Genomic DNA, 18091 nt, shown 5'->3' with positions numbered 1-18091 from the left:
ACCGTTTGCGGGGGATCAGGTATGCGCCAGGCCCACTTGCAGGGCATGGCAGATCAGGTCGGCTTCTTCAATCGTCAGGGTCAGGGGCGGCGAGAGGATGATCTTGGTCCCCACCGGACGCACCAGCACCCCTTCCAGGCGTACCCGCTCCGCCAGGCGCGAGGCGTAGCCCAGGGCCGGATCGATGGGCGTGCGCAGGTGCTTGTCGCTTACCAGGTCAAGGGCAATCATCAGGCCTTTGCCCCGTACCTCGCCGACCACGTCGAAGCGCTCGCTCAACGGTTTGAGCCGCTTTAGCAGGTAGGCGCCGACCTTCGCCGCGTTGCCCGGCAGGTCTTCTTGCTCGACGATATCCAGCACCGCCAGGGAGGCCGCACAGGCCGTTGGGTGGCCGCTGTAGGTGTAGCCGTGCATGATCACCTGGCCGAAGTTGTCGGCGGTTTCGATGGCGCGGGCGATGCGCCCATTGAACAGCGTGGCGCCCAACGGGATGTAGCCAGCGGAGATGCCTTTGGCCAGGCACAGAATGTCCGGCGCCACCCCCCAGCCCCGCGACCCCAGCATCGAACCGGTGCGGCCGAAGCCGGTGACCACTTCATCGGCAATCAGCAAAATACCGTAGCGATCACACACCGCACGCACCTGTGGCCAGTAGCCTGCGGGCGGCACGATCACCCCGCCGGCGCCCTGCACTGGCTCGGCGATGAACGCCGCAATGGACTGCGGCCCCAGCGCGCGGATCTGCTCCTCCAATTGGCGAATGCAGTGGGCGGTCAGGGCCTGGGGATCGCTGCAGTCCCAGGGGTTGCGATAAGACCAGGGGCTGTCGAGCAGCGTGCAGCCTTCAAGCAGTGGCCCATGGTTGAAGTGATAGGCACTGATCCCGCCGACCGAGGTGCCCCCCATGTGCACGCCGTGGTAGCCGTTGCGCAAGGACAGGAACCGGGTGCGCTCGGGCTCACCGGCGGCAATCCAGTACTGGCGGCTCATTTTCAAGGCGGTTTCGATGGCATCGGAGCCACCACTGGAAAACAGCACCCGTTGCATATCTTCCTGGGCAAACATCCCGGTCAAGCGCTCAGCCAGGTCATACACCCGGGGATGGGCAATGCCGTCGAAGGTCTGGTAGTACGCCAGCTCGTCCATTTGCCGATGGATCGCCTGCTTGACGCTTTCGCGGTTATGGCCGACGTTAACGTTCCACAGCCCGGCGATGCCATCGAGCATGCGCCAGCCATGGATGTCGGTGACGTAGTTGCCATTGCCCCTGGCGATGATCAGGGTCTGTTCTCCCGCAGCGGCCGCGGCCGCTCGCATTGGGTGCCAGAATTTTTTTTCGGCGTTCTGATAATGCGCGTACATGATTGCACTCCCTTCCGAAGAGGCGGACCGAAAGGTTTCGGGCCAGCCTGGACTGTAGGGAGCGAGGTGCATGGGCCGTTATCCCAAATCGGCACACTTTGGCAGCGGTTTGCCCATAGGTTGCAGGACCTGGGGCAACCGTGATGTATTGATGCGCGAACCGCCGCTGGACATTTTCAACCACAGGCGCAAACCCGCGCACCGGTGATGACCATGACGCAGATCGAAAGCCTTAGCTTTACCGACGCCAGCCAGCACGCGCGCTCGGTACACGACTGGGACCAGACCTACGACCAACTGTCCCCCGGCCGCTTCGCCAGCCGCTTGCGGCAGCTGTGCAGCGGGCCCTTCCAGGTCTTCCATGAGCAGTTGAACCGGCGCATCGTGCAATACGGCCAGTCGCCCGCCGAGCGCATGTGTTTTTCGATACCACTGTGCACCGACAGCCACGGCACGCAGAACTGCCTGGCGACCCTGAACAACCACGAAGAATTCATGTTCCATTCCCCGGAAAACACCCAGATCTATGCCGCGACCTTTGCCCGCCACAAAGTCCTGGCGCTGGCGGCGCTGAATCTGAGCCCGCGCAGCTACCGGCAATTGACTGCCGCTCCGTCGTCGCAGTCGCCGTGGCAGCGCGCCAGTGCCTTGCACCAGCGTGTCCGCCAGCAACTGGAGCAGGCCCTGGATTGCACGCCGCAGTACTTCAACGACGCCACCGCCAAACTCATGGAACATGGCCTGCTCAGTGGTTTCCTCGACCTGCTGGCGAGCGTCGAGGCCGATGAAAAACGCCGGCGCCCCAGCGCGCCAACCCGCCAGTACCTGGTGAAGATGAGTCAGCAGATCGCCCTCGCCAGTCACGACGCGCCCATCACCATTCTCGATCTGTGCCAGCGCCTGCACGTCAGCCGACGTGCCCTGCAATACAGCTTCCAGACCATCGCCGACACCAACCCGGTGGACTACTTGCGCAGCGTGCGCCTGAACGCGGTACGGCGGCGGCTGGCCATGTCATCGCCAGCCGAGTTGAGCATCGGTGATGCGGCGGCCCAATGGGGTTTTTACCACCTGAGCCACTTTGCCAGTCAGTACAAGGCCCTGTTTGGCGAACTACCCTCGCAGACCCTGCGACAACGCTGAGTGCGGCTGCGCAGCCGTCACCCCATGCAGGAACATCTGCTCCATCACCCAGGCGGTTCCCGCTGGCGCCGCACGGCCCAAACGCTCGGCCTCGACCAGGCCACACAGGAGCGATGTAAACAACTCGGTCATCACCGCCGCACCAATATCGATACGGAACACCCCAGCCTGCTGGCCTCGCAGGAAGAAGCGGTCCAAAACGCTCAGGTACGGTTGCCAGCCATGGATGTTCAAGGTGTCTGGCCGGTACTGGAACACCATGAACAGCACCCACTCACGGTGCGCCAGGTGCTTGTCGATCAAGTCCCGCAGGGCCTCGGCCGGGGCTGCGCGCGCAAGGTCCGAGTCGTCGACCACCTGCTGCATGACGTCGCGCGAGTACGCCAACAGCACCTCGACCAGGTTTTCCCGCGTGCCGCAAAAGCGGTGCAAGGTGGCCTTGCTGATGCCGGCCGCGCGCGCCAGTTCCTGGAGCGTGGCCCGGGGTTGTTCAACGATGGCAACCGCCAGGGCCTTGAGGAGTTTTTCGTTGGGAGCGGGCGAAGACATGGCAACTGGCTCATTGGTTGGGCGTGAAGAGGAAGGCATTGTGCCGAAAATCCCTCTGACCTCAAGAAAAATGACACTTTTAAACATAAAAGAATCTTTTGAGACATTATTGTCTCACTAGAACCAAATATATATCATGCGCACCTTTCCAGACCTAGCCCCCAGGTGACACATGAACGCTTTGCGCGACCTGCGTATTTTCAGCTTTGCCGCAGTGGCCCTTGTCGGCCTCACCGGCTGTGGTGCTCCTGCCCAGCCCGAAGCGGCCCCACAGCCCCGGGAAGTGGAGACTGTGACCGTCGCCCCCGAAGCCTTCTCCTTGTCCACGGAACTGCCGGGGCGCATCGAGCCGGTCCGGGTGGCGCAGGTACGGGCCCGGGTGGCCGGGATCGTGTTGCGGCGCCACTTCGAGGAAGGCGCCGAGATCAAGGCCGGCGACCTGCTCTTCCAGATCGATCCCGCGCCACTCAAGGCCGCCGTGTCACGGGCCCAGGGCGAGCTGGCACGGATCGAAGCGCAGTTGTTCGAGAACCAGGCCAAGGTCAAGCGCTATGAACAACTGGCCGACGTCGAAGCCATCAGTCGCCAGGACCTCGACACCGCCCGCGCCGCCCTGAAAAGCAGCCAGGCCGCCCAGCAATCGGCGCGGGCCGATCTGGAAACCGCGGGTTTGAACCTGGGCTACGCAACCGTGCGCGCGCCGATCTCCGGGCGTATCGGCCGCGCCCTGGTGACCGAGGGCGCGCTGGTCGGCCAAGGCGAAGCGACGTTGATGGCAAGCATCCAGCAACTGGACCCGATCTACGCCGACTTCACCCAGCCTGTGGCCCAGGCGCTGAAACTGCGCCAGGCCCTCAAGCAAGGCAGCCTGTCGGCAGGCGACCCGTCGCAGCTGTCACTGCAAGTCGAAGGCACCGACTATCACAGCCAGGGCACGCTGCTGTTCTCGGATATTGCAGTAGACCGTGGCACCGGCCAGGTGTCGTTGCGTGGGCGCTTCAGCAACCCTGAAGGGGTGTTGTTGCCAGGCATGTATGTGCGCGTGAAAGTGCCCCAGGGCACCGACCAGCAAGCCTTGCTCGTGCCCCAGCGTGCGGTGCAGCGCGGCAGCGACGGCCAGGCCCAGGTGCTGGTGGTGGATGCTGACGACAACGTCAGCCCACGCGCCGTACAAACCGGCGCCATACAGGGCCAGCGCTGGCAGATCACCCAAGGCCTGCAGGCCGGTGACCGGGTGATTATCGGCGGCCAGGCCGGCCTCGTCCCGGGTGACAAAGTGGTGCTCAAAGCCTCCGCTGCCCCCACCGCCCAACAACAAGCAGCACTCCAGTAAGCCCGGCATCACCGCGTTCGAGGTCTCACCATGTCTGTGTTTTTTATCAAGCGCCCCAAGTTTGCCTGGGTCATTGCGTTATTCATCTCCATGGCCGGGCTGCTGATCATCCCGGCCCTGCCGGTGGCCCAGTACCCGAGTGTCGCCCCGCCGCAAATCACCGTCACCGCCACTTACCCCGGGGCGTCGGCCAAGGTGCTGGTGGATTCTGTGACCAGCGTCATCGAGGAAGAGCTCAATGGCGCCAAGGGCCTGCTCTACTTCGACTCCACCAGCAACTCCAACGGCATGGCGGAAATCGTCGTGACCTTCAAGCCCGGCACCCAGCCGGACATGGCCCAGGTCGAGGTCCAGAACCGCCTGAAAAAAGCCGAGGCGCGCATGCCCCAGGCGGTGCTCAGCCAGGGGATCCAGGTGGAGCAGACCAGCGCCGGCTTTCTGCTGATCTACGCCCTGAGCTACAAGGACGGCACGGCCGAGCAGGATACAACCCTGCTGGCCGACTACGCCGCGCGTAACGTCAACAATGAAATCCGCCGGGTCGAAGGCGTGGGCAAGCTGCAATTCTTTGCCTCGGAAGCGGCCATGCGTATCTGGCTCGCCCCCCAGAGCCTGGTGGGCTACGGCTTGTCCATCGATGACGTGAGCCGGGCGATCAGCGCGCAGAACGTCCAGGTTCCAGCGGGCAGCTTCGGCAGCTCGCCCGGCGCCGTCGGCCAGGAATTGACCGCGACCCTGGCGGTCAAGGGCACCCTGGACAACCCCGAGGAATTCGGGCGCATCGTACTGCGCGCCAATCAGGATGGTTCCAAGGTGACGCTGGCCGATGTGGCGAGGATCGAGGTCGGCAGCCAGGACTACAACTTCACCACGCGCCTCAATGGCAAGCCGGCAGTGGGTGCGGCGGTGCAATTGTCGCCGGGGGCCAACGCGCTGAAGACGGCCAGTGCGGTCAAGGAGCGCCTGCAGGAGTTGTCAGTCAATTTTGCGCCCAACGTCGAGTTCTCGGTGCCGTATGACACCTCGCGGTTTGTCGACGTGGCCATTGAGAAAGTGATCTATACCCTGGTCGAGGCCATGGTCCTGGTGTTCCTGGTGATGTTCCTGTTCCTGCAGAACGTGCGCTACACCTTGATCCCGAGCATCGTGGTGCCGGTGTGCCTGTTGGGCACGCTGATGGTGATGTACCTGCTGGGCTTCTCGGTGAACATGATGACCATGTTCGGCATGGTGCTGGCCATCGGCATCCTGGTGGACGACGCCATTGTGGTGGTGGAAAACGTCGAGCGGATCATGGCCGATGAGGGCCTGTCGCCGGCCGCCGCGACGGTCAAGGCCATGGGCCAGGTGTCGGGGGCGATCATCGGGATTACCGTGGTGCTGTCGGCGGTGTTCCTGCCCCTGGCTTTCATGGCCGGTTCGGTGGGGGTCATCTACCAGCAGTTTTCCCTGACCCTGGCGGTGTCGATTCTGTTCTCCGGCTTCCTCGCCCTGACGTTCACCCCGGCCCTGTGCGCGACCCTGCTCAAGCCCGTGGCCGAGGGGCATCATGAAAAACGCGGGTTCTTTGGCGCCTTCAACCGCCTGTTCGGGCGCCTGACCGACCGCTACAGCGCCCTTAATCATCACCTGGTCAAACGCACCGGGCGGGTGATGCTGGTATACCTTGGGCTGGTGGCCCTGCTGGGCTTTACCTACCTGCGCCTGCCGGAATCCTTCGTGCCCGTGGAAGACCAGGGCTACATGATCGTTGACGTGCAACTGCCGCCCGGCGCCTCGCGGGAGCGAACCTCGGCCACTGGCCAGGCAGTGGAACAATTTCTCGCCTCCCGCGAGGCGGTCGCCAATACCTTCCTGGTACTGGGCTTCAGCTTCTCCGGGATGGGCGAGAACGCCGGCCTGGCCTTCCCGACCCTCAAGGACTGGTCACTGCGCGACAGCGACCAGTCTGCCGAAGCCGAAACCGCAGGGGTCAATCAACAATTTGCCAACCCCAGCGACGGCACGATCATGGCGGTGAGCCCACCGCCCATCGACGGCATGGGTAACTCCGGAGGCTTCTCCCTGCGCCTGCAGGACCGTGCTGGCCTGGGCCGCGAAGGCTTGCTGGCGGCACGGGACCAACTGCTGGGCCAGGCCAACGGCAACCCGAACATCCTCTACGCGATGATGGAAGGCCTGGCCGAGGCCCCGCAATTGCGCCTGACCATCGACCGGGAAAAAGCCCAAGCCCTGGGGGTCGGGTTTGATGCCATCAACCACACCCTGTCGACTGCGTTCGGTTCGGCGGTGGTCAATGACTTTGCCAATGCCGGGCGTCAGCAGCGGGTGGTGGTACAGGCCGACCAGCGCGACCGGATGACGCCTGACAGCGTGCTCAAGCTGTTCATCCCCAATAACCTCGGCGCCCTGGTGCCCCTGAGTGCCTTTGTCAGCACCCAGTGGGAGCAAGGCCCGGTGCAGATTGCCCGCTATAACGGCTACCCCTCGATCCGTATCGCCGGCGATGCCCCACCCGGGGTCAGCACCGGGCAAGCCATGGCCGAGATCGAGCGCCTGGTGGCCGGACTGCCGGCGGGTATCGGTTATGAATGGACCGGTTTGTCGTACCAGGAAAAGATCGCCAGCGGCCAGGCCTTGCAGTTGTTTGCCCTGGCTTTCGTGGTGGTGTTCCTGCTGCTGGTGGCGCTGTATGAAAGCTGGGCCATCCCCTTTGCGGTGATGCTGATCGTACCGGTGGGCGCCCTCGGTTCGGTGCTGGCCGTGACCAGCCTGGGCATGCCCAACGACGTGTACTTCAAGGTCGGGCTGATCACCATCATTGGCCTGGCGGCCAAGAATGCGATCCTGATCGTCGAGTTTGCCAAGGACCTGTGGGCCCAGGGTTACTCCCTGCGCGACGCCGCCATCGAAGCCGCGCGCCTGCGCTTTCGCCCCATCGTCATGACCTCCATGGCCTTCATCCTCGGCGTCGTGCCTCTGGCCATCGCCACCGGCGCAGGCGCCGCCAGCCAACGTGCGATCGGCACCGGCGTGGTCGGCGGGATGCTCAGCGCAACGATACTGGGAGTGGTTTTTGTGCCGGTGTTCTTTGTCTGGGTGCTGTCGATGCTCAAGCCCGAGACCGTCCCCCGCGTGGATGACAACACACTGCCAGCCGCACGGGTCGAGGAGTAGGCGGTAACGAAAATCAACTGTAGGAGCTGTCACAGCCTCGCTGGGGCTCGACAGCTCCTACAGGGGTTCATGGAACAGCACCCAGACCGCCACATGATCCAGCAGCAGCCAGGCTCAGCTATGCAACGCCCGTTCGTAGGCGGCCAGCACGGCCTCATGCATCGCTTCTGACAGCGTCGGGTGCGGCAGGATGCTGTCGATCAGTTCGGCCTCGGTGGTCTCAAGGCGCCGCGCGATGGTGTAGCCCTGGATCATCTCGGTGACTTCCTCGCCAACCATATGCGCGCCCAGCAACTCGCCACTGTGCGCGTCGAACAGCACCTTGACGAAGCCCTGGGTAGCGCCCATGGCAATCGCCTTGCCGTTGGCCGCGAAGGGAAACTTGCCGACCTTGAGCGCCTTGCCGGCACTGCGGGCCTGGGCCTCGGTGTAGCCGACGCTGGCGACTTGCGGGTGGCTATAGGTGCAGGCCGGCACGCTGCGCGGGTCCAGGGGATGGGGGTTGAGCCCAGCGATTTTCTCGACACAAATCAGCGCTTCGTGGCTGGCCTTGTGCGCCAGCCACGGCGCTCCTGCCAGGTCGCCAATGGCGTACACGCCCGGCTCGCCCGTGCGGCAGAACTCGTCCACCAACACATGGCTATGCTGCACCTTGACCCCGGTGCCCTCCAACCCCAGCTCCTCGACGTTGCCAACAATGCCCGCCGCCACCAGCACCACGTCGGCCTGCAGGGTCTCACTGCTCTTGCCCTCAAGGCGCAACTGCACCGCGCCCTGCACCACCTGGCTGCCTTGCAGCGTACAGCCGGTGTAGAGGCGGATCCCGTCGCGGGTCAGGGCCTGGGCTACATGGGCACTGACCTCATGGTCTTCCACCGGGAGGATCCGCTCGGCCATTTCCACCACGCTGACCTGGGCGCCCAGCGCGTGATAGAAACTGGCAAATTCGATGCCGATTGCCCCGCCGCCAATGATCACCAGGCGCTTGGGCACATTGTCCGGCACCAGGGCCTGTCGGTAGCTCCAGAAATGCTTGCCGTCCGGTTCCATGCCCGGCAGCATCCGGGCCCGGGCCCCGGTGGCAAGAATAATGTGCGGCGCCGTCAGGCGCAGGTCGCCCTGCTGACCACGGACGTTCAGGCACCGCGGCCCATCCAGGCGCGCATGGCCGTTGAACACCTGGATGCGGTGTTTTTTCATCAGCCCGCTGACGCCCCGCTGCAACTGCACCGCTACATCGCGGGAGCGCTTGACGATCGCCTTGAGGTCCGGTGTCGCCGGCCCGACCTCGATGCCAAAGCTCGCCGCACTGCCGATAAGGCGCAGCACGTCAACGCTGCGCAGCAGCGCCTTGGTTGGAATGCAGCCCCAGTTCAGGCACACCCCACCCAGTTGGTCCTTCTCCACCAACGCCGTGCGCAGGCCCAACTGGCTGGCGCGGATAGCCGCCACGTAGCCGCCGGGGCCGCCACCGACGACGATCACATCGAATTTCATGTCGCTCATGGGTACTTCCTCAGATCAGCATGCCCAGCGGGTTTTCCAGCAGGCCCTTGAACACCGCCAGCCATTGCGCCGCCAGCGCGCCATCCACCGCCCGATGATCCACGGACAGGGTGCAGCGCAGCACCGAACCGACCTTCAGCTCAGCGTTTTCCACGACCGGTTTTTGCTGGGTCGCGCCCACCGCCAGGATCGCCGCGTGGGGTGGATTGATGATGGCGCTGAACTGCTCGACGCCGAACATACCCAGGTTACTGATGGTGAAACTGCCGCCCTGGTATTCCTCGGGGCGCAGGCGCCCGTCGCGGGCGCGCCCGGCCAGTTCAGCTACATCCGTGCTGATCTGCGACAGTGCCTTGCTGTCGGCATTGCGCACTACCGGGGTGATCAGTCCGCTGTCGGTGGACACCGCCACGCAGACATCCGCCTGCTGGTAGCGGCGCAGCGCGGTGTCGGTCCAGGTCACGTTCATCGCCGGCACTTGGCGCAGGGCCACGCCGACAGCCTTGACGATAAAGTCGTTGATCGAAATCTTCCGTGGGGCGGTCTGGTTGATCTGCTCGCGCAGGGCCAGCAGCGCCTCCATGCGACACTCCACATCCAGATAAAAATGCGGCACCGTGGCCTTGCTCTCCACCAGACGCCGGGCAATGGTCTTGCGCATGCTGCTGTGGGGGATGTCCTCAAACTCGCTGGCCGATACCGGTGTCGCCGCAGGCACCAGGGCAACCCCAGCAACGGCTGACGCCTCGACGTCGCGCTTGACGATGCGCCCATTCGGCCCACTGCCCTTGAGGCTCGCCAGGTCCAGGCCCTTGGCCGCTGCCAGGCGACGGGCCAGGGGGCTGGCAAACACCCGCGCGCGGCTGTGCCCTTGCCTCAGCGGCGCGGCCTCGACCGCAGGTTGCGGCACAGGCGCATCAACCAGCACCGACGCACCGGCCTTGGCCAGCAGCGCGGCGATATCAACCTCGGTTTCGCCCCGGGAAAACAGCACCCCGATCGGCGACCCCACTTCCACTTCGCGGCCCGGTTCGACCAGGATCTTGCCCAGCACCGCATCTTCTTCAGCCGTCAGTTCGACCAAGGCCTTTTCGGTTTCAATCTCGGCGATGCAGTCGCCGGCGTTGATCGTGTCGCCTTCCTTGAGGGTCCAGGCCTGGATCGCGGCGTGGGTCGCGTTGGCCGACACCTCGGGCATATGTAAGAGCTTGGCCATCAGGCACTCCGCTGGTTGAACAGGTCAGGACGGTAGGCGGCGATGTCGGTGTACTCCACCAACTCCAGCACGTTGCCTTCCGGATCGCGGCAGAACAGCGCCTTGACGTCAGGGCGCAGCTGGATCGGCGCGTCGCCGGCAAAAAAACTCGCGCCGGCGGTTTTCAGGTCGGCCACCAGGCTGGCGATGTCTTCAACAATGAATGTCAGGTAACTCGCGTTCTGGCGGTCGAGGATCAATCCCGGCGCTTGCCGGCTCGGCGTGTGCTCTGGCGCCAGCAGCTTGATGCGTTCGCCATAGGGCGTCTGCAGGCGCACTACGCTGTAGCCGCCGTCGCTCAGGCCGACTTGCTGCGCGGCGGCAGCGGGCATTTGCACCTGGGTGACAAAGGTGAAACCCAGCACCTGCTGGTAGAACCGGCTGAGGGCCGGCAGATCGACACAGCAAATCCCTACTTCCATTGGAACCAGCATCTTCACGCTCATTGGTGCGCCCCTTTTTCGCGGATGACCTGTTGCAGGCCTTCGATCACTTCCTCGGTGCGGGCACACGCGGCGCGCTCCAGGACTTTGGAAATACTTGGCGAGCCTTCGCCGCCGGTTACGCGCTGGATCGGCTGGTCGAGCCAGTCGAAGCAACGGCGCTGCAATTCGTCAGCCAGCCAACCCCCATAGGATGTCCCCCGGGCACCCTGCTCGACGATCAGTACATTGTTGGTCTTGCGAATGCTCGCCTCCACCGTGGCCCAGTCGAAGCTGGCGCGGTCGAGGAAGCGCAGGTCAATCACTTCGGCGTCGACACCAGTCTGCTCCACCGCCTCCAGGGAATGCCCGACCATGCTCAGGTAGGTGAGGATCGTCAGGTCGCGGCCTTCGCGGCGCACGGCGGCGGTGCCGAATGGGATCTGGTAGTCGAGGTCGTCCACCGGCACCTCTCCGCTGTGGCTGTAAAGGTCGACGTGCTCGATCACCAGCACCGGGTCCTTGCAGGCCAGCGCGGCATTCATCAGGCCGATATAGTCGAACGGCGTGGACGCCGCGACGATGCGCCAGCCCGGGTTGGTCACGTAGATCCCGGCCGGATCCATGGAGTGCTGCGAGCCGTAGCCGGTGCCCATGGCGATCTTGGTGCGCAGCACGAGCGGCACATCACTTTGCCCGCCGAACATGTGCCGGGCCTTGCCGATCTGGTTAAACACCTGGTCGGCGGCAACCCACATGAAGTCGGGGTACATGAATTCCACTACCGGCTTGAAACGCCCGTCCAGGGCCATACCGCCACCCAGCCCGCAGAAGGCGTTTTCACTGATCGGGGTGCCGAGGATGCGCTCTGGAAAGCGCTCTTTCAGGCCACGGGTGGCACCATTGGTGCCGCCCTTGAGACGGTGTACATCCTCGCCCATCACGACGATGCTGGCATCGGTTTCCATGCGTCGGTTCATCACATCAGCGATGGCGTCAATGAACTTGCGTGGCTCCATGGCGCCGCGATAGGTGGCCTGTTCACTGGTGCGCGCAGCGGCCAGTTCGCTGAGATCGCCCCGGATACCGACATCGCGAAAGTCCGGCGATGGCCACAACTCAGGGCGAATCCGCCGCTTGCCCGGCTTGCCCGCGGGGTCGGCTTCCAGCAGAGCCGCTGCCGCCTGGGCCATTGCCTGCTTGACGGTGTCACGCAGGTTGGCCAGGCCGGCATCGTCGATCAGCCCGCGCTTTTGCATTTCCCGGGCCAGGCGCTCCAGCGGATCACGGGCACGCCAGCTCTGCTCTTCTTCCTTGCTGCGGTAACCGAATGCACTGCCGGGGAACGGGCCATTCTGATGGAAGAAGCGGTACACATCAGCCTCGATCACGGTCGGACCGTTGCCGGCGCGCATATGCGCCAGCGCTTGCTGCATGGCCAGGTACACCGCCAGCGGGTCCATGCCATCGACCTTCCAGCTCGGGATATTGAAGCCCAGCCCGCGTGCCGACAGGCGTGGCTCGGCCGTGGCCTCATCAACCGTGGTCGACACGGCGTACAGGTTGTTCTCGATAAAGAAACACAGCGGCAGCTTCCAGGCCGCCGCCAGGTTCATGGTCTCCAGCACCGAACCGATGTTCACCGCGCCGTCACCAAAATAAGTGACCGCCACGGTGTCGGTCTGCGCATGCCGGTGAGCCCAGGCGGCACCGGCGGCCAGCGGCACGCCGCCACCGACGATAGCGTTAGTGCCCAGGGCCCCTGCCTCGGCCCACTGCAGGTGCATCGAGCCGCCACGGCCTTTGCAGAAGCCCTGGGCCAGGCCGAGGATTTCCGCCAGAGTGCGTTGCAGCAGGTCCTGGATCGGCGCGTTGACCGCGGCGTTCGGGTCGATCCCTTCAGGCATCAGGTACACCAGCGCCTTGGCCAGGAACTGGTGGTGCCCGCGGTGCGAGCCATTGACTTCATCGGCCGCGCCCAGGGCGACAATCGAACCGACCGCGCCCCCTTCCTGGCCGATACTCGAATGTGCCGGGCCATGCACCAGGCCTTCACCGGCCAGCTCCAGCACGGTCTCCTCGAAGGCGCGGATCAGGTGCAACTGGCTGAGCAAAGTGCCCAGCAATGCAGGGTCGGCCTGCTTCCAGTCGGCGTCGGTGGTACTGAGCTCGACCCACGGCGAGGCCGGCGACAAGGCAACACTTTTCGGCATTTTACTTCTCCACAAATGAGTTCAATCGCGGGTCACGGCGGGCCCGCACAACGAGGGGCGAACTAAAAGCCGTTGGCCGTCCAGCCGCCGTCCGACACATAAATCTGCCCGGTGATAAAGGTCGCGCTGCTGGACGCGAGGAACAGCGCCAGCTCGGCCATCTCCCCCGGCTCGCCGAGGCGTTGCAAGGGGGTGCGCTGGCGCAGGGCCTCGACGTCGAGGCGCCCGGCCCGTTGCAGTTCTTCCACCAGCGGGGTACGGGTATAGCCTGGGCCGATGGCGTTCATTCGGACGCCGTGCCGTGCCCATTCCACGGCCAGGCATTTGGTCATGGAGACCACGGCGGCCTTGGTCGCGCAGTACGCGGTGCGATCGGCAGCGTGCGACACGCCCCACATCGACGAGGTGTTGATGATCACCCCGGCCTGCTGTTCTACCATGTAGCGCGCCGCCACCTGGGCGCAGAAGAACACGCTGTTGAGATTGATCTCGATGGCGCGCCGCCATTCGCTGGGGGTGATGTCCAGGGACGGCTTGTTGATCGACACGCCAGCGTTGTTGAGCAACACGTCGATGCGTCCAAAGCACGCCTTGGCATGCGCGAAAGCGGCCTCCACAGCGGCTTCGTCGGTGACTGAGGCCTGGAAACATTCGACCCGGGTCGCCGGGAAATTTTCCTGCAGCGCAACCTTGGCGTCCGCCATGGCCTGGGCGTTGATGTCGATCAGCAGCAGGTGCGCGCCATTGCGCGCAAAGCCTTCGGCCAGGGCCAGGCCGATACCGCTGCCGCCACCGGTCACCACCACCACCTTGCCGTGGATTCCGGCGTAGGCGCTGTGTTGAAAAACGTCGGCATCGTGCTGGGGCGTAGCGGGAGAATGATCTGGATGGGACATGGGGTTCTCACTTGTTTTTATGTCTGGTCATACATTTAAACAAACTTGTCAGACCAGTAGATAAAAGCTAACTCGCAGCCAGGGGTCTGTCAAAGGGATTTATCGAAAAAGTAGTACCCGAGCAATTAGAACAACGCCAGGTTGTAGCTGACGATCAGGCGGTTATCGTCCACCGAAGGGCCGAAGTTGGAGCGCACCATGGCATTTCTCCAGCGCAGCCCTAGGTTCTTCAATGGCCCGTTCTGGATCACATAGGACAGGTCGAAGTCCCGCTCCCATTCCTTGCCTCCGTTGCCACCGGCCACCGCCACATTGTCACCATTGACATAGCGCACAAAGGCGCTCAACCCCGGCACGCCGAGGGCGGCAAAGTTGTAGTCGTAGCGCACTTGCCAGGCCTTCTCTTGGGCGGCGGCGAAGTTGCGCACCTGGATATCACTGGGCAGCACGGTGGTGGTCGGGCTCAACCAGATAGTGCCGTCCTCGCCATACATGCGTTGCCAGGCGGCCATCAGGGTATGCCCACCGGTACCGGCACTCAGGGCGGTATAGAACGAGCGGTTATCGATCTGCCCGGCCTTGGCCTGGCCTTCCTCCTCGGAGTCCAGCAAACCGATATTGGCGCCCAGCGTCCAGGCGCCGACCGGTTGCTTGTGGGTGAACTGGATAAACCGCTGGCGGTAGATATCCTCCAGTTGCGCGCCCCACAGGCCGAGCATGGTGCGGTCCTGGTTGAAGCGGTATTCGCCGCCCAGGTAGTTGTAGCGATCGGACGTGGCGAAGGCGCGACCGTCGATAAACAGGTCTTCACGGTCGCTGGAGTTGCGTTGGGTGAAAGAGCGCATCTGCCCGGCATTGAAGGTCAGCCCGGTAATTTCCCTGGACGTCAGCATCGCACCCTGGAAGGTCTGAGGCAGCAGGCGCGCATCGTTGTACTGGAGGATCGGCAAGGTCGGCAGCAATTCGCCGACTTTAAGCTCAGTTTTCGACACTTTGAACTTGACCGCGGCCCCCAGGCTGGAGAAGTCATCCGCCGAGCCATTGCCATCGGCCGGCAGCAACAGGCTGCCGGTGCGCCCACCGCCGCTGTCGAGCTTGACCCCGAGGCGGCCGATCAGGTCGACGCCAACCCCCACGGTGCCCTGGGTGTAGCCGGACTGGGCGTTGAGCAGAAAGCCCTGGGCCCACTCCTCGCTCTTGGCCTTGGCGGAGCCACTGTCGCGGTAGTCGCGGTTGAAGTAGAAGTTGCGCATCTGCACATTGGCCGTCGCATCCTCGATAAAGCCGTGCTCCTGGGCCATAGCCAGGCCCGGCAAGGTGCTGAGCAACAACAGCGGTGGTGCGGTGAAGTGTTTGATCAGGTTCATTTTTATTGTTATTCCCGTTGGATTGCAGACGCAGCGACCCCTGGCGGGCCTCAGGGCCGCCACAGGATCAGCGTGGTAATGGCAGGCGAACCTGCCGGTTGAATGCGGTGTCGGCCCTAGACCGCCAGCCACTCCTTCATCAGGTTCGGGTCGTCTGTCAGCGCCTGGGGCGTGCCCTCGAAGACGATCCGCCCATGTCCCATCACACACACCCGGCTGGACACCTTGAGGGCGATGGTCAGCTTTTGCTCCACCAGCAGGATCGACACCCCGCGCCGGTGAATATCGCGAATGGCCTCGGCCACCACCGCGACAATCTTCGGCGCCAAGCCCTCGGTGGGCTCGTCGATCAGTAGCACCCTGGGGCAGCCCAGCAACGAGCGGCACAGGGTGAGCATCTGCTGTTCGCCCCCGGACAGGTTGCCAGCACCGGTATTGCGCCGCTCCCGCAGCCGGGGGAAGTAGTCGAACATCTGCTCGACAGTCCACGCGGTGGCGCCATCATTCGCCAACTGTTGCCCCATGCGCAGGTTTTCCTCGACGCTGAGGTTGGCAAACACCTCGCGCTCTTCCGGGACAAAACCGATACCGGCGCGGCTGATGCGGTACGGACGCAGCCCCGTCAGCTCGCGCCCGGCCAGGCGGATACTGCCGGCACTCGGCGGCACCAGGCCCATTACCGCTTTCATGGTGGTGGAACGCCCGGCGCCATTGCGCCCGAGCAGGCTGACCACTTCGTTGTGGCCGATGTGCAGATCGACACCATGCAGCACATGGCTCTTGCCGTAGTGCACATGCAGATCGCTGATCGACAACAGGTTTTGCGGGGTCGGGTTCATGCGCATTGCTCCTCACCCAAGTAGGCTTCCTGGACACGTCGGTCGGCGCGGATCTGGTCCGGCGTGCCGGTGGCGATCACTTCGCCGTAGACCAGCACACTGATGCGGTCACACAGGGAAAACACCACGTCCATGTCATGCTCGACAATCAGCAGCGAGCGGCCCTGGGTCACCTCGCGAATCAGGTTCAGGGCGTAGTCGGTTTCTTCATGGGACATGCCCGCCATCGGCTCGTCGAGCAGGATCACCCGCGGGTCACAGGCCAGGGTCATGCCAATCTCCAGGGCGCGCTGTTCGGAGTAGGACAACTCGGCCGCGCACACCGCCTGCTTGCCCTGCAGCCGCACCTGTTCGAGCAGTTGCTCGGTCTGTTCGCGTACCTCGGGGTAACACTGGACCGAGCGCCAGAAGTGGTACTGCATCCGGTGTTTGCGCATCACCGCGATGCGCAGGTTCTCGAACACCGAGAGCCCGGGAAAAATATTGGTGATCTGGAACGAGCGCGACAGCCCCAGGTGGTTGATGTGCTGCGGCGAATAGCCCTGGATTGCCTCGTCTCCCAGGAGGATCTGCCCGCTGCTCGGCTGCAATTGCCCGGAGATCAGATGGAACAGGGTCGACTTGCCGGCCCCGTTGGGACCGATCACCGCATGCCGCTCGCCCGCGCGCAACTCCAGATGCGCCCCACGAATGATATGGGCCTCGCCAAAGGACTTGTGCACATCGCGTAACTGCAGGATCGCATCGCTCATGGTTGTTCTCCTTGGGTCCTGGGCTGGAGGGCGGAGGTGCTGGCCGGCGATTCATCGTCCAGCAGTTGCAACCATTGGCGGCGGGCCAGTTTCAACAGCAACAGCCCGGCCAGGCCCAATAACAGCGGGGTGGCCCAGGTCAGCAGCGCACCCGGCAGCCATTCACGGCCGAACAGGCTAATCGCCGGCCAGACTTGGTCCGCCACCAGCAGCGCCTGATAGTCCTGGCTGAACACCCGTTGCAGCGTCTCGATGGCAAACACCACCGCAAGGCTCAACAACCCGGCGCTGAGCAGCGCCGAGAACGCTGCGGGGATGATCGCCAACCAGCCGCGCCGACGAATCTGTGCACTCCAGCACAGCACCAGCCCGGCCAGGCCGCTGGGCATGAACATCATCACCAGCACAAACAGCAGACCCTGATACAGCAACCAGGATTGCGTGAGGTCGGAGGCGGCGTTACCAAAGAAGGTCATCAGGGCCGCGCCGAGCACCGGGCCGAGGAATACGTTGACTCCGCCGATGTAAGTGTTCAGCACCACCTCGGCAGAAAAACGCATGTCAAACAGCACGTAGTTGGCCGACTCCAGGTTCAGCGCCTGCAAGCCGCCGGCAATCCCGGCAAACATCGCCGACAAGGCAAACACCAGCACCCGCAGGCGATGCACGTTGTAGCCGAGAAATTGCAGACGGTGGCCGTTCTCGCGCAAGGCGAAGGTCAGGCGCCCCATGGGGGTCAGTGTGAAGGCGTAGAGCAAGGCAATCGACAGCACTACCCAGCCCAGCGTCAGGTAATACACCTGGCTGGCGTCCGCAAAATCCAGGCCCCAGGCGGCGGTGCGCATGGACGAAATACCGGCCTCGCCACCAAACAGTGTGCTCAGGTGCGGCGCCAGGGAGTGCAGCAACTCGGCAAGGGCCAGGGTGATCATGGAGAAGTACACGCCCGCCCGCTTAGTGGCGAACCAACCGGCGCACAGGCCGCAGATAAAGCCGCCCATGGCGCCAATCAGCGGTAACAATGGGGTTGGCAGCAGACCTTCGCCATTGAGTGCATTCATTGCATGCAAGGTGGCGAACGAGCCTACGCCAAAGTACGCCGCGTGGCCGAACGACAGCATGCCGCCCTGCCCGCACAACAGGTTGAAGGCGCAGGCAAACAAGGCGGCGATCAGCATCTGGATGGCCGCGTTGACCATCGCCGCCGGCAGGATGGCGGGCAGCACCAGCAATGCCAGCAACAGCAGCGCCAGGAAGATTTTCGTCAGTTTCATGGT

The 18091-nt window shown here is 63.8% G+C and carries 14 protein-coding genes; 3 read left to right on the top strand and 11 right to left on the bottom strand.

Annotated elements, in window-relative coordinates; all coding sequences use genetic code 11:
• Window positions 1-15: 15 nt before the first annotated feature.
• On the bottom strand, window positions 16-1362 hold the full coding sequence (locus tag ACO77H_RS10055) for an aminotransferase class III-fold pyridoxal phosphate-dependent enzyme (protein WP_432755383.1): 1347 nt from the start codon (window positions 1360-1362) through the stop codon (window positions 16-18).
• 213 nt (window positions 1363-1575) lie between these two features.
• On the opposite strand from ACO77H_RS10055, the gene ACO77H_RS10050 reads away from it, so the two are divergent.
• Window positions 1576-2505 carry a helix-turn-helix domain-containing protein gene (locus ACO77H_RS10050; RefSeq protein ID WP_432755382.1) on the top strand — a complete coding sequence of 310 codons (930 nt, stop codon included), beginning with the start codon at window positions 1576-1578 and terminating at the stop codon, window positions 2503-2505.
• Here the strand turns inward: ACO77H_RS10050 and ACO77H_RS10045 are convergent.
• Window positions 2476-3054, bottom strand: coding sequence for a TetR/AcrR family transcriptional regulator (locus tag ACO77H_RS10045; RefSeq protein WP_170057842.1), 579 nt, complete (start codon window positions 3052-3054; stop codon window positions 2476-2478). The genes ACO77H_RS10050 and ACO77H_RS10045 overlap by 30 nt on opposite strands.
• Window positions 3055-3226: 172 nt before the next feature.
• On the opposite strand from ACO77H_RS10045, the gene ACO77H_RS10040 reads away from it, so the two are divergent.
• Window positions 3227-4387, top strand: coding sequence for an efflux RND transporter periplasmic adaptor subunit (locus ACO77H_RS10040; protein ID WP_432755381.1), 1161 nt, complete (start codon window positions 3227-3229; stop codon window positions 4385-4387).
• 30 nt (window positions 4388-4417) lie between these two features.
• The gene (locus tag ACO77H_RS10035) at window positions 4418-7564 is read left to right on the top strand and encodes a multidrug efflux RND transporter permease subunit (protein ID WP_432755380.1); all 3147 of its coding nucleotides are present in this window, start codon (window positions 4418-4420) and stop codon (window positions 7562-7564) included.
• A 114-nt stretch (window positions 7565-7678) separates the two neighbouring features.
• Here ACO77H_RS10035 and lpdA read toward each other — a convergent pair whose 3' ends face one another.
• The 9 genes from lpdA to ACO77H_RS09990 form a co-directional block, all read right to left on the bottom strand.
• Window positions 7679-9070, bottom strand: coding sequence for a dihydrolipoyl dehydrogenase (gene lpdA, locus ACO77H_RS10030; protein ID WP_170043486.1), 1392 nt, complete (start codon window positions 9068-9070; stop codon window positions 7679-7681).
• 10 nt (window positions 9071-9080) lie between these two features.
• Window positions 9081-10286 carry a pyruvate dehydrogenase complex dihydrolipoamide acetyltransferase gene (locus ACO77H_RS10025; protein WP_170057840.1) on the bottom strand — a complete coding sequence of 402 codons (1206 nt, stop codon included), beginning with the start codon at window positions 10284-10286 and terminating at the stop codon, window positions 9081-9083.
• A complete protein-coding gene (locus ACO77H_RS10020; protein ID WP_170043484.1) occupies window positions 10286-10771 on the bottom strand; it encodes a VOC family protein in 486 nt (161 codons plus the stop codon). Before ACO77H_RS10020 ends, ACO77H_RS10025 begins: the two co-directional genes overlap by 1 nt.
• Window positions 10768-12960 carry an alpha-ketoacid dehydrogenase subunit alpha/beta gene (locus tag ACO77H_RS10015; RefSeq protein WP_170043483.1) on the bottom strand — a complete coding sequence of 731 codons (2193 nt, stop codon included), beginning with the start codon at window positions 12958-12960 and terminating at the stop codon, window positions 10768-10770. Before ACO77H_RS10015 ends, ACO77H_RS10020 begins: the two co-directional genes overlap by 4 nt.
• A 62-nt stretch (window positions 12961-13022) precedes the next feature.
• On the bottom strand, window positions 13023-13856 hold the full coding sequence (locus ACO77H_RS10010) for an SDR family NAD(P)-dependent oxidoreductase (protein ID WP_170043482.1): 834 nt from the start codon (window positions 13854-13856) through the stop codon (window positions 13023-13025).
• A 125-nt stretch (window positions 13857-13981) separates the two neighbouring features.
• Complete coding sequence (locus tag ACO77H_RS10005) at window positions 13982-15223, bottom strand: OprD family porin (protein ID WP_170043481.1); 1242 nt, start codon at window positions 15221-15223, stop codon at window positions 13982-13984.
• Window positions 15224-15339: 116 nt separating this feature from the next.
• Window positions 15340-16062, bottom strand: a complete 723-nt coding sequence (locus tag ACO77H_RS10000) for an ABC transporter ATP-binding protein (RefSeq protein WP_170043480.1) — start codon at window positions 16060-16062, stop codon at window positions 15340-15342.
• The gene (locus ACO77H_RS09995) at window positions 16059-16814 is read right to left on the bottom strand and encodes an ABC transporter ATP-binding protein (protein WP_432755379.1); all 756 of its coding nucleotides are present in this window, start codon (window positions 16812-16814) and stop codon (window positions 16059-16061) included. Before ACO77H_RS09995 ends, ACO77H_RS10000 begins: the two co-directional genes overlap by 4 nt.
• Window positions 16811-18088, bottom strand: coding sequence for a branched-chain amino acid ABC transporter permease (locus ACO77H_RS09990; RefSeq protein WP_432755378.1), 1278 nt, complete (start codon window positions 18086-18088; stop codon window positions 16811-16813). Before ACO77H_RS09990 ends, ACO77H_RS09995 begins: the two co-directional genes overlap by 4 nt.
• Window positions 18089-18091 lie beyond the last annotated feature (3 nt).

This window comes from Pseudomonas sp. WMBT8 (genome assembly GCF_050916005.1).
GTDB lineage: Bacteria > Pseudomonadota > Gammaproteobacteria > Pseudomonadales > Pseudomonadaceae > Aquipseudomonas.
This window is presented reverse-complemented; position numbering and strand designations above follow the sequence as displayed.

Coding starts and splice junctions, on each gene's coding strand:
- ACO77H_RS10050 (WP_432755382.1), top strand. CDS start 1,576: ATGACGCAGATCGAAAGCCTTAGCTTTACCGACGCCAGCCAGCACGCG.
- ACO77H_RS09990 (WP_432755378.1), bottom strand. CDS start 18,088: ATGAAACTGACGAAAATCTTCCTGGCGCTGCTGTTGCTGGCATTGCTG.
- ACO77H_RS10020 (WP_170043484.1), bottom strand. CDS start 10,771: ATGAGCGTGAAGATGCTGGTTCCAATGGAAGTAGGGATTTGCTGTGTC.
- ACO77H_RS10000 (WP_170043480.1), bottom strand. CDS start 16,062: ATGAACCCGACCCCGCAAAACCTGTTGTCGATCAGCGATCTGCATGTG.
- ACO77H_RS10045 (WP_170057842.1), bottom strand. CDS start 3,054: ATGTCTTCGCCCGCTCCCAACGAAAAACTCCTCAAGGCCCTGGCGGTT.
- ACO77H_RS10035 (WP_432755380.1), top strand. CDS start 4,418: ATGTCTGTGTTTTTTATCAAGCGCCCCAAGTTTGCCTGGGTCATTGCG.
- lpdA (WP_170043486.1), bottom strand. CDS start 9,070: ATGAGCGACATGAAATTCGATGTGATCGTCGTCGGTGGCGGCCCCGGC.
- ACO77H_RS10015 (WP_170043483.1), bottom strand. CDS start 12,960: ATGCCGAAAAGTGTTGCCTTGTCGCCGGCCTCGCCGTGGGTCGAGCTC.
- ACO77H_RS10040 (WP_432755381.1), top strand. CDS start 3,227: ATGAACGCTTTGCGCGACCTGCGTATTTTCAGCTTTGCCGCAGTGGCC.
- ACO77H_RS10025 (WP_170057840.1), bottom strand. CDS start 10,286: ATGGCCAAGCTCTTACATATGCCCGAGGTGTCGGCCAACGCGACCCAC.
- ACO77H_RS10055 (WP_432755383.1), bottom strand. CDS start 1,362: ATGTACGCGCATTATCAGAACGCCGAAAAAAAATTCTGGCACCCAATG.
- ACO77H_RS10005 (WP_170043481.1), bottom strand. CDS start 15,223: ATGAACCTGATCAAACACTTCACCGCACCACCGCTGTTGTTGCTCAGC.
- ACO77H_RS09995 (WP_432755379.1), bottom strand. CDS start 16,814: ATGAGCGATGCGATCCTGCAGTTACGCGATGTGCACAAGTCCTTTGGC.
- ACO77H_RS10010 (WP_170043482.1), bottom strand. CDS start 13,856: ATGTCCCATCCAGATCATTCTCCCGCTACGCCCCAGCACGATGCCGAC.